Here is an 11,486-nt window from a genome sequence, read left to right on the forward strand (position 1 = left end):
AATATGGTGCATCCGGGAGGATTCGAACCTCCGACCGCTCGGTTCGTAGCCGAGTACTCTATCCAGCTGAGCTACGGATGCAAAATGGCGGTGAGGCGGGGATTCGAACCCCGGATGCAGCTTTTGACCGCATACTCCCTTAGCAGGGGAGCGCCTTCAGCCTCTCGGCCACCTCACCACACGCCTCTTGCGAGTGCTTCGAGTTACTCGTTAAGAGCTTCTCGTCGCTGCGTGGCGCACATATTACTTTCTGGGACTTATAAGTCAAACAATTTTTCCAGACCTTTTATCGTTTGCACACTTCACGTTCAATTAGCCTGCAAAAACGGCAAAAAGAGCGATTAATCAACACAAAGCACCACGGAAAAACCTGCGCGGGCGCGGCTTGCAAAAACGCTGTGGAGTAAAAAAGTGTGATGGATTCAGGACAAAGAAAACAGAAGAGAGAGGAAAAGAGGCAAAACCGGAAGGTTGCGTCTCACCGGGAAGTGAGACGCGGAAATATTAGTAACTGGACTGCTGGGATTTTTCAGCCTGGATACGCTGGTAGATCTCTTCACGATGGACAGAAACCTCTTTAGGGGCGTTTACGCCGATGCGTACCTGGTTGCCCTTCACCCCTAAAACTGTCACGGTGACCTCATCGCCAATCATGAGGGTCTCACCAACTCGACGAGTCAGAATCAGCATTCTTTGCTCCTTGAAAGATTAAAAGAGTCGGGTCTCTTGTATCCCGGCATTATCCATCATATAACGCCAAAAAGTAAGCGATGACAAACACGTAAACGTGTAAGCAGTCACGGCATTACATTCTGTTAGACGTAAGTTTAGCCGATTTACACAATTTCAACCTGACTTTATCGTTGTCAGTCTTGCTGTTGCAAAGCACCCTAACCCGAAGGTTAAAGCGCCTGCCGCGTTTTATTGTTCTTACAGTTTTGCGCTGACCCAGCCTTTTACGCTGGCCAGTGCGGCCGGGAGAGCCGCTGCATCCGTACCACCGGCCTGCGCCATATCAGGACGACCGCCCCCTTTACCGCCCACCTGCTGGGCGACCATGCCAATCAGCTCCCCTGCTTTTACGCGATCGGTCACGTCCTTAGAGACCCCCGCAATCAGAGAAACCTTATCGTCTGCGACCGTTGCCAGCACCACAATGGTGGAACCCAGCTGGTTCTTCAGATCGTCAACCATAGTACGCAGCATCTTCGGCTCAACGCCAGTGAGCTCACTCACCAGTAGTTTGACGCCATTGATCTCTTCCGCTTTGCTGGAGAGATTTGCGCTCTCCTGCGCGGCAGCCTGCTCTTTCAGCTGCTGCAGCTCTTTTTCCAACTGACGGGTACGTTCCAGTACGGAACGCACTTTCTCCGTCACGTTGTGACTGTCGCCTTTCAGCAGTTGCGCCACATCGCTCAGCACATCGCTCTGGGTGTGCAGGCTGGCAATTGCGCCTTCGCCGGTTACCGCTTCGATACGACGAACGCCTGCGGCAGTACCGGATTCGGAAGTGATGCGGAACAGGCCGATATCGCCAGTACGGGATGCGTGCGTGCCGCCACACAGCTCGGTGGAGAAATCACCCATGCTCAGTACGCGAACGCGTTCGTCGTATTTCTCGCCGAACAGCGCCATTGCGCCTTTCGCTTTCGCGTCTTCCAGTTCCATGACGTGGGTTTCGATCGGCAGGTTGCGGCGGATCTGGGCATTAACCAGATCTTCCACAGCGCGGATCTCTTCCGGCTTCATGGCTTCGAAATGAGAGAAGTCAAAGCGCAGCGCTTTGTCGTTCACCAGAGAACCTTTCTGCGCAACGTGGGTGCCCAGCACCTGGCGCAGCGCCGCGTGCATCAGGTGCGTTGCGGAGTGGTTCAGCAGAATACGTGCGCGACGAGCCTGATCGACATCAGCCTGAACGGCATCGCCTACTTTCAGGGTCCCATTGCTCAGCGAGCCGAGATGACCAATTGCCTGGCCATATTTCTGAGTGTCGCTGACGGCGAAGGTGAAGCCTGCGCCTTTCAGTTCGCCCTTATCGCCAACCTGGCCGCCTGACTCTGCATAGAACGGAGTCTGATCCAGTACGACAACGGCATTCTGGCCCGCAGAAACAGCGTCAACGGCTTTGCCGTCCACGAACAGCGCGGTCACTTTGCCATTCAGTTCCAGATGGTCGTAACCCTTGAACTCAGACGCGCTGTCCACGCGGATCATCGCGTTGTAGTCGGCACCAAAACCGCTGGATTCACGCGCGCGACGGCGCTGCTCTTCCATTGCGGCTTCAAAGCCCGCTTCATCAACTTTGATGTTGCGCTCGCGGCAAACGTCAGCCGTCAGGTCAACCGGGAAGCCATAGGTATCGTACAGGCGGAAAGCGGTTTCGCCGTCCAGAGTATCGCCCTTCAGCTTCGACAGTTCGTCGTCCAGCAGCGCCAGGCCACGCTCAAGCGTGCGGGCAAACTGATCTTCTTCGGTTTTCAGAACCTGCTCAACCTGCGCCTGCTGGCGCTTCAGCTCTTCGCCAGCGGAACCCATGACCTCAACCAGCGGGCCAACCAGTTTCCAGAAGAAGCTCTCTTTCGCGCCGAGCATGTTGCCATGACGGATCGCACGACGAATGATACGGCGCAGCACGTAGCCACGGTTTTCATTCGATGGGATCACACCGTCTGCAATCAGGAACGCGCAGGAACGAATGTGGTCGGCGATAACACGCAGGGATTTGTTGCTGAGATCGATCGCACCGGTCTCTTTCGCCACAGCCTGAATCAGGGTGCGGAACAGATCGATGTCGTAGTTGGAATTCACATGTTGCAGCACCGCAGCGATACGCTCGAGGCCCATGCCAGTGTCCACGGACGGCTTCGGCAGCGGTTCCATCGTGCCATCGGCCTGACGGTTGAACTGCATGAAGACGATGTTCCAGATCTCGATATAACGATCGCCGTCTTCTTCCGGGCTACCCGGAGGGCCGCCCCAGATATGGTCGCCGTGATCGAAGAAGATTTCGGTGCACGGGCCGCAAGGACCGGTGTCGCCCATCTGCCAGAAGTTGTCAGAGGCGTATGGTGCGCCTTTGTTGTCGCCGATGCGGATAATGCGTTCACGAGGAACACCGACTTCATTCGCCCAAATTTCAAAGGCTTCATCATCGGTTTCATACACGGTCACCCACAGGCGCTCTTTTGGCAGCGCAAACCAGTTTTCACCGGTCAGCAGCTCCCATGCGTACTGAATAGCATCGTGCTTGAAGTAGTCGCCGAAGCTGAAGTTGCCCAGCATTTCGAAGAAGGTGTGGTGACGCGCGGTGTAACCGACGTTTTCCAGATCGTTGTGCTTACCGCCCGCACGCACGCAGCGCTGCGAGGTGGTCGCGCGGGAATAATTACGCTTGTCGAGACCAAGGAACACGTCCTTGAACTGGTTCATCCCGGCGTTGGTAAACAGCAGAGTCGGGTCGTTGTTTGGCACCAGGGAGCTGCTGGCAACTACCTGATGTCCCTTGCTATGGAAAAAGTCGAGAAACGCCTGACGGATCTCAGCGGTGCTCTTGCTCATAATTATCCTGGAATCACGCTAACGGATTGTTGCAGGCGGCAGCTGAACAGTTTTTAAACAGTCAGGCAACCCTTACGGAAAAAAGTGGGAATAAGATAAGTTTTCCTGCAACGGAAGTAAAATCCCGTGTGACTCAGTCGTTAATATTTCGCCATATTTGCTGGATATCTTCCATCAGATAGCCACGATTGAGCAGAAATCGCTGCACCTTGACCTTTTCGGCAAACGCTGTGGGGAGCGGCTCACCGAACTTTCTTTCGGCCTGCTCTCGCGCCAGCGCCATCCAGTCAATTTCGCAGTCGTACATCGCCTGATCGACATCACGGCGTTCGATGCCTTTCTGGTTCAACTCCTGGCGGATACGCGCCGGGCCATAGCCTTTGCGGCTGCGGCTGGCGATGAACTGGCGGGTAAAACGGGCATCGTCCAGGTAGTGGCTTTCATGACACCAGGCCACCACCTTTTCGACCTCTTCCTCGGGCGCATCTATAGGCTCCGGGCCATTTTTCGTCAGCACTGGCGCTGTCAGCTTCCGCCGCAGCTCCTTCTCACTGTGGTCACGCATCGCCAGAATGCGAATCGCCCGGTCGAGCAGGCGCGAGTAGGCGGAGCGCCGTGGTGAATTTTCAGACATATCTCCCCTCTTCCGGTTCGGTAAAAAAGCAAAAGGGCCGCATCAGCAGCCCTTTTCTTACTTCAGAGAAGATTAAAAATCTTCGTTGGTTTCTTCAACGCTGTTATCGTCAACGGTGAAGGCAGGTTTGTCGTCCTGGTTGTTCAGCAGCAGTTCGCGAACTTTCTTCTCGATCTCTTTCGCCGCAGCCGGGTTCTCTTTCAGCCAGGAGATAGCATTCGCTTTACCCTGACCGATTTTGTCGCCGTTGTAGCTGTACCAGGCACCGGCTTTCTCAATCAGCTTCTCTTTCACGCCGAGATCGACCAGCTCGCCAAAGAAGTTGATGCCTTCACCGTAGAGGATCTGGAATTCAGCCTGCTTGAACGGCGCAGCAATTTTGTTTTTCACGACCTTCACGCGGGTTTCGCTGCCCACCACGTTGTCGCCCTCTTTCACCGCGCCGATACGGCGGATGTCGAGACGTACAGAGGCGTAGAATTTCAGTGCGTTACCGCCGGTGGTGGTTTCCGGGTTACCGAACATCACACCAATTTTCATACGGATCTGGTTGATGAAGATCAGCAGGGTGTTGGACTGTTTCAGGTTACCCGCGAGCTTACGCATCGCCTGGCTCATCATACGCGCCGCGAGGCCCATATGAGAGTCACCGATTTCACCTTCGATTTCCGCTTTCGGCGTCAGCGCCGCCACGGAGTCGACGATGATGACGTCTACCGCACCGGAGCGGGCCAGCGCATCACAGATTTCCAGCGCCTGCTCACCGGTATCTGGCTGGGAGCACAGCAGGTTATCGATATCTACGCCCAGTTTGCGAGCGTAAACCGGATCCAGCGCGTGCTCGGCGTCGATAAACGCACAGGTTTTGCCTTCGCGCTGCGCCGCAGCCACAACCTGCAGGGTCAGCGTGGTTTTACCGGAGGACTCCGGCCCGTAAATTTCAACGATACGACCCATCGGCAGGCCGCCTGCACCCAGAGCGATGTCCAGAGAAAGCGAACCGGTGGAGATGGTTTCCACATCCATGGAACGGTCTTCACCCAGGCGCATGATGGAGCCTTTACCGAATTGTTTTTCGATCTGGCCCAGTGCTGCCGCCAACGCTTTCTGTTTGTTTTCGTCGATAGCCATTATTACTCCTGTCCGGGTGTTACCGCGTAAATTCTGTTTTGTTGGTGCAATTATACTGTATGGTCATACAGTATCAAGTGTTTTGTAGAAATTGTTGCCACAGCAGCTGCAGGGCATAAGCTGTGGCCTGTCGGCGCACGGATTCGCGGTCACCGCTGAAGCATTCTCTGCGGGTAAAACCCTGGCCGTTCGCGCAGGCGAGGCCAAACAACACGGTTCCCACAGGCTTCTCTTCGCTGCCGCCATCCGGCCCGGCAATACCACTGACTGACAGCGCATAAGTGGCGCGAGCCGCGCGCAGTGCGCCAATCGCCATTTCTACCACTACCGGTTCGCTGACTGCTCCGTGGTTCAGCAGCGTGTCTTCGCCCACGCCGACCATCTGCGATTTGGCCTCGTTGCTGTAGGTCACAAACCCGCGCTCAAACCAGGCGGAGCTGCCGGAAATGTCCGTCAACACTTTGGCTATCCAACCGCCGGTGCAGGACTCCGCTGTCGTCACGGTCGCGCCCTGCGCCTTCAGCGCCAGCCCAACCTGTTCACTGAGCACCATCAATTCACTTTCGGTCATCGTTGTCTCTCACGGCCTGAAAAAGATGCTCAACAAGATACCATTTTCTGCAAAAGGAGGGAGATGAGGTGGCAATTTTACGAGGGCGCTTCAGAAAAAACGTACTGCGCCCCCGTTGCAGGGGCGCATCTCAGATTTACTTCATACTATTAGCGAGCGTTTCCACATTGTGCCGCAGCATTTTGGTATAGCTATCCGCCACGCCACCTGGTTTTGAAAGCGCTTCCGGGTAAAGCTCACCGCCTGGCTGCGCGCCAGTTGCCGTTGCAATCTGTTTAACCAGACGCGGATCGAGCTGGTTTTCCATAAACCAGGTGTGTACGCCGTCGGCTTTAATCTGCTGAATCAGCGCGCCGACCTGCGCCGCGCTGGCCTCACTTTCTGACGAAAGCCCCTGCGGTGCGAGGAAGGTCACGCCGTAAGCACGGCCAAAGTAGCCAAAAGCGTCATGGCTGGTCAGCACTTTACGCTTCGCCTGTGGAATAGCCGTAAAACGCGCTTTCGCCCAGCTGTCTATCTGCATGAGCCCGGCAATATATTTCTGCCCGCTGGCGTTCAGCGCAGCTTCATCCTCAGGATCGGCCTTGATCAGCCCCGCAAGAATGTTCTTCGCATACAGCGCCCCGTTGGCAGCGCTGTTCCATGCGTGCGGATCGGTGACCGTTTTTCCATCCTCATCGAGGGTATGAGTCTTCACCCCTTCCGACGCCACCACCAGTTTGCCTTTAAAGCCTGATGCCTTAACCAGTCTGTCCAGCCAGCCTTCCAGGCCCAGGCCATTCACCACCACCACGTCGGCTTTGCTCAGCAAAACGCTGTCCTGCGGCGAGGGTTCAAAGGTATGCGGGTCGCCGTCCGGCCCCACCAGCGTGTCCACGTGAACATGTTCCCCGCCTACCTGCTGCACCATATCTCCAAGCACCGAAAAACTGCTCACCACGTTCAGCGTTTTTGCCATCGCGCCCTGCGACAGCACGCCAACGGCCAGTGCCAGAATCAACCCCGTTCTCTTCATTTTATCCCCTTGCGTTAGAAAAGCGCCCGAAGGCGGAAAGCCAGCCGACTACGCCGGCCAAAAAACACCGAAATGAAAAACAGGACGCTGGCGGTGAGCACAATTGACGGCCCGGCGGGCAGATTCGCCGACCAGGAGAGGCTCAGGCCGAGCCAGGCACTGAACGCCCCGCTCACCGCGGCGAAGAGCAAAATACCCGGCAGCGTTTGCGCCCAGCAGCGGGCAGCAATGGCAGGCAGCATCATGACGCCCACCGCCATCAGCGTGCCGAGCACCTGAAAACCCGCCACCAGGTTTATCACCAGCAGCGCCAGGAACAGCCCGTGCAGCAGCGACGGCAGTCGGCGGGAGTTGACCTCCAGCCAGGCACTGTCGAATGCTTCGCTCACCAGCCCGCGATAAAGCAGCGCCAGGATAATCAGCGTGAGGCTGGCAACACCCGCCACGAACAATGCCGCGCTTTTATCGACCGCCAGAATCGAGCCAAAAAGCAGATGCAGCAGGTCGACGCTCGATCCGCGCAGAGACACCAGCGTGACGCCCAGCGCCAGCGAGCCCAGATAGAATCCGGCGAAGCTGGCATCCTCCTTCAACGGCGTGCGGCGGCTGACCCATCCCGCAATCAGCGCCACGGCGATGCCGGCAATAAACCCGCCGACGGTCATCGCCAGCAGCGACATCCCGTTCAGTAAATAACCCACCGCCACGCCGGGCAGAATGGCGTGAGACAGCGCATCGCCCATCAGGCTCATCCGTCGAAGCAGCAGGAAAACGCCGAGCAAGGTGGTGCTGACCGACAGCGCCAGGCAAACCACCAGCGCCCGGCGCATAAAGCCGAATTCAATGAAAGGCTGGAAGAAGATGTGCCAGATCATGCGCGCCTCACGTTTTCAAAGGCCGCAAGGACAGAAGGTGTGTCGCCCCAGCGCGCATGCTGTGCGCCCAGCCAGAGCGTTTCGGGGAAATGACAGGCGACCCGCTGGTTGTCATGCAGCACCGCCAGCACCGTTTGCCCGCCGCGGTGCATCTCCAGAATCAGCTCCATCAGCACTTTGCTGGTCGCTTCATCAATGCCGGTGAAGGGTTCATCCAGCATCACCAGCGGCGCCTGCTGCACCAGCACCCGCGCAAACAGCATCCGCTGAAACTGACCGCCGGAAAGTGCTTCAATGGGCGACGAGCCGAGCGTTTCCAGGCCAACACGCTCCAGAGCGATAGCAATGTTTCTGCGCGTATGCACATTCAGCCCACGCAGCAGCGAAACGCGCGGCCACGCCCCCTGGCTCACCACGTCGTAAACGGTCAGAGGAAACTGTGACTCCAGCATGTGACGCTGCGCCAGCCAGCCGATGGTCGGCCTGCCCTCGCGCCAGCGCAGTTGCCCACTAACAGGCGGTATGAAGCCCGCCAGCGTTTTCAGCAATGTCGATTTACCGCAGCCGTTAATTCCCACGATGGCGGTCAGCGAGCCTTGTTCAATGGTGCCGCACAGCGCAGGCGTGATGGCGAGACGATCGTAGCCCGCCACCAGATGGTCAAGTTCAATCATGGCAGCGCCACCGCCCAGCCGATTGCCAGCCACAATAAAGCCATCAGCAAAAGCGCCACGCCCAGCCGCAGCAGGCCGGAGGCGTTAAACAGGGAAAAGGGAATCATCGCCAACCTCAATTATGTTATAACATAACAATATTGAATTAAGCGAAAAATGTAAATCGAAGATGCGGGCTGGAGCTGTATCGAAATGTTTCCCCTCCCGCAGGAGGGGAAGGCGGGATTACTGCTGAGCGCGGGCCATCGCCACGGCCTGGCCGAGCTGCCAGACGGCCATTGCGTAGTGGGTACTGTGGTTATAACGGGTAATCGCGTAGAAGTTCGGCAGGCCGTACCAGTACTGGTAGCCGGTACCGATATCCAGACGCAGCAGGCTTGCCTGCTGATGACCGCCCAGCGGCTGGGTTGGCGCTAAACCAGCGGCGGCAAGCTGCGACACGCTGTAGTTCGTTTTAAAGCCATTCTCCAGACCCGGCGCCTGGCCAGAAGCCATTACCGCCACCTCGTCACCCTTCACCCAGCCGTGCTGTTTGAAGTAGTTGGCGACGCTGCCAATCGCGTCTTCCGGATCCCACAGGTTGATATGACCGTCGCCGTTGAAGTCCACGGCGAACTGCTTATAGGACGACGGCATAAACTGACCGTAGCCCATCGCGCCTGCGAAGGAGCCTTTCAGATCCAGCGGATCGTCCTGCTCGTTGCGCGCCATCAGCAGGAAGGTTTCCAGCTCACCGGAGAAGTACTTAGCACGGCGCGGATAGTTAAAGGAGAGCGTTGCCAGCGCATCGAGAATGCGGGTTTTGCCCATCACGCGGCCCCAGCGGGTTTCCACGCCGATAATGCCGACGATAATCTCCGGCGGCACGCCATACACCTGCCACGCGCGATTGAGCGCATCCTGATACTGGTTCCAGAACGCTACGCCGTTCTGCACGTTATCCGGCGTGATGAACTGTTTGCGATAGCGCAGCCATGCGCCGTTCGGGCCGGTTGGTACCTGCGCCGTCGGTGCCTGTCGGTCCATCAGGTTCAGCACGTAGTCCAGGCGCTTCGCCTGCGAAAGAATTTCATGCAGCTGCTGGCGGTCGAAGCCGTGCTTGCTGACCATCGCATCAATGAACTGCTCCGCCGCCGGGTTGTTGGCGAAGTCCCCGCCCATCATGGTGACGTTATGCTGCGGCTCCAGCAAAAAACCGCCGGAGGACGGGGCGGTGGTCGGCGCTTCCGCGGTTTTCGGTTTGCTGCTACAGGCGGCAACCAGCACGCAGAGCGGAAGTAAGGTCAGATAACGACGCTTCAACATGTGACATCCATTTAGCTAATTCGGCAAGAGTAAGCATGGTAAACATCCCGCCGACGATAAGAAAGCGCCAGCGGGCGGTAGCGGAAAATATTTCGTTTAAAGTTACTGTTTCAATTTTAGCCGCTTCGCCAGACGATGCAGATTCGCCACATCCATCGACAGCGCCCGGGCAGTGGCGGCCCAGTTGTGTTGCTGACTTTCCAGCGCCTGAGTAATCGCCTGCCGCTGAAACGCCTCGGTCGCTTCACGCAGATTTACCGCAGAGACCGGCACTTCAGGCACCTGCGGAACGGAGGAAGGTTCGCCCTCGAAGGCGAAGTGCTGCGGCATCAGCATCACCTCATCGCCGCCGCTGGTTGCCCGCGACAGCACTACTGCGCGATGAACAGCGTGTTCCAGTTCGCGCACGTTGCCCAGCCAGTGCCAGGCCGCAAGCTGCGCCCGGGCCGAAGCGCTCAAAATCACGCTGCCGAGCCCCATCCGGGCGCGGCACTGTTCGCAGAAATACCCCGCCAGCAAAATGACGTCATCGCCACGTTCGCGCAGCGGCGGCACGGCGATCGGAAACACGCTCAGGCGATGGAACAGATCCGCACGGAAACGCCCGGCGAGCACCTCTTCGCGCAGATCGCGATTGGTTGCCGCCAGCACACGTACATTCACCCGCAGGCTGCGGTCATCCCCGACTCGCTGGATGTCGCCATACTGCAACACGCGCAGCAGCTTTGCCTGTAACGCCAGGGAGAGTTCGCCAATTTCATCGAGGAACAGCGTGCCGTTATCCGCCATCTCAAACTTGCCGCTGCGATGGCTGATGGCCCCGGTAAAGGCCCCTTTCACGTGCCCGAACAGCTCGCTTTCCGCCACGCTTTCCGGCAGCGCCGCGCAGTTGAGATAGACCAGCGGGTTCACGGCTCGCGGCGAGTGCTGATGAATCGCCTTCGCGACCAGCTCTTTCCCGGTGCCGGTTTCGCCGCCAATCAGCACGTTGAGATCCGACGCTGCCACAATCTCGATCTCTTTTTTCAGCTGCACAACCGGGGCCGAAAGGCCAATCATCTCCTGCACGCCAGAGGCCACTTCGCCGCTGACGTAGCCCGCCATCGCGTTCTGGCTTTCAAGCCGCGCAATCAGCAGCGCATTATTCAGCGCGCCGGACACCAGCGCCGCAATCAGCCTGAGCTCTTCGTCGCTGTAGCTGTCGAACTGATGCGCGTCCATACCGTCGAGGGTCAGCGCACCAATCAGGGTCTGCCCGGCGAACAGCGGCAGGCCGAGACAGGCGTGAACCTTGAGGCTCTCCTGGCCGGGGATCAGGCCATCGTAAGGATCGGGCAGCGTGCTGTCCGCCGGGAAGCGAACAATATCGCCCGCGCGGGCAATCGCCTCCAGCCGCGGGTGCCCTTCCAGCGCGAAGCGCCGCCCGAGCACATCCTTTGCCAGCCCGTCTATCGCCAGCGGAATAAACTGATGGGCCTCATAGCGCAACAGCGCCGAAGCATCGCACCCTAAAAGCTGGCGCAGGGTGGTGATCAGACGGGAGAAGCGATCGGGATGGCCGATATCGCTTTGCAGCTCGATGGCAATCTTTGCCAGCGCCTCAGTGGAAAAACTCATTTTCGCCTCAGTGTCATTATGACTATACGCAATGTCTTTTTGACTGCATTAATCATAGTCATAACGACAATCAGCAACAACGCTAAATTTAAAAAACCATTTATTA

General features: G+C 57.5%; 10 protein-coding genes and 2 tRNA genes. All 12 read right to left on the minus strand.

From position 1 onward, the window contains the following. Positions 1-4: 4 nt before the first annotated feature. Positions 5-81: transfer RNA gene (locus tag CRO87_RS16450), tRNA-Arg, on the minus strand. Between the two features lie 4 nt (positions 82-85). Beyond that, positions 86-178: transfer RNA gene (locus CRO87_RS16455), tRNA-Ser, on the minus strand. Between the two features lie 326 nt (positions 179-504). Next, entirely contained in the window at positions 505-690 is a 186-nt protein-coding gene (gene csrA / locus CRO87_RS16460) for a carbon storage regulator CsrA (protein WP_000906486.1), read from the minus strand. A 240-nt stretch (positions 691-930) separates the two neighbouring features. Next, the gene (gene alaS, locus CRO87_RS16465) at positions 931-3,558 is read right to left on the minus strand and encodes an alanine--tRNA ligase (protein WP_097164014.1); all 2,628 of its coding nucleotides are present in this window, start codon (positions 3,556-3,558) and stop codon (positions 931-933) included. A gap of 133 nt (positions 3,559-3,691) precedes the next feature. Continuing rightward, a complete protein-coding gene (gene recX / locus CRO87_RS16470; protein ID WP_097164015.1) occupies positions 3,692-4,192 on the minus strand; it encodes a recombination regulator RecX in 501 nt (166 codons plus the stop codon). Positions 4,193-4,264: 72 nt separating this feature from the next. Next, positions 4,265-5,323 (minus strand): recombinase RecA, encoded by a 1,059-nt coding sequence (gene recA / locus CRO87_RS16475; protein ID WP_097164016.1) that lies wholly within the window; start codon positions 5,321-5,323, stop codon positions 4,265-4,267. A gap of 73 nt (positions 5,324-5,396) precedes the next feature. Continuing rightward, positions 5,397-5,894: a nicotinamide-nucleotide amidase gene (pncC, locus tag CRO87_RS16480; RefSeq protein ID WP_097164017.1), complete on the minus strand. Its 498-nt coding sequence runs from the start codon at positions 5,892-5,894 to the stop codon at positions 5,397-5,399. 136 nt (positions 5,895-6,030) lie between these two features. After that, positions 6,031-6,909: a metal ABC transporter substrate-binding protein gene (locus CRO87_RS16485; RefSeq protein ID WP_097164018.1), complete on the minus strand. Its 879-nt coding sequence runs from the start codon at positions 6,907-6,909 to the stop codon at positions 6,031-6,033. A 14-nt stretch (positions 6,910-6,923) separates the two neighbouring features. Beyond that, positions 6,924-7,784 carry a metal ABC transporter permease gene (locus CRO87_RS16490; protein ID WP_097164019.1) on the minus strand — a complete coding sequence of 287 codons (861 nt, stop codon included), beginning with the start codon at positions 7,782-7,784 and terminating at the stop codon, positions 6,924-6,926. Next, on the minus strand, positions 7,781-8,491 hold the full coding sequence (locus CRO87_RS16495; protein WP_176504331.1) for a metal ABC transporter ATP-binding protein: 711 nt from the start codon (positions 8,489-8,491) through the stop codon (positions 7,781-7,783). The genes CRO87_RS16490 and CRO87_RS16495 overlap by 4 nt, the downstream gene beginning before the upstream one ends. 192 nt (positions 8,492-8,683) lie before the next feature. After that, positions 8,684-9,763 carry a lytic murein transglycosylase B gene (gene mltB / locus CRO87_RS16505; protein ID WP_097164022.1) on the minus strand — a complete coding sequence of 360 codons (1,080 nt, stop codon included), beginning with the start codon at positions 9,761-9,763 and terminating at the stop codon, positions 8,684-8,686. A gap of 102 nt (positions 9,764-9,865) precedes the next feature. Further along, positions 9,866-11,380 (minus strand): nitric oxide reductase transcriptional regulator NorR, encoded by a 1,515-nt coding sequence (norR, locus tag CRO87_RS16510; RefSeq protein WP_097164023.1) that lies wholly within the window; start codon positions 11,378-11,380, stop codon positions 9,866-9,868. Between the last annotated feature and the right edge of the window lie 106 nt (positions 11,381-11,486).

The organism is Enterobacter sp. CC120223-11 (genome assembly GCF_900215375.1).
Taxonomy (GTDB): domain Bacteria; phylum Pseudomonadota; class Gammaproteobacteria; order Enterobacterales; family Enterobacteriaceae; genus Scandinavium.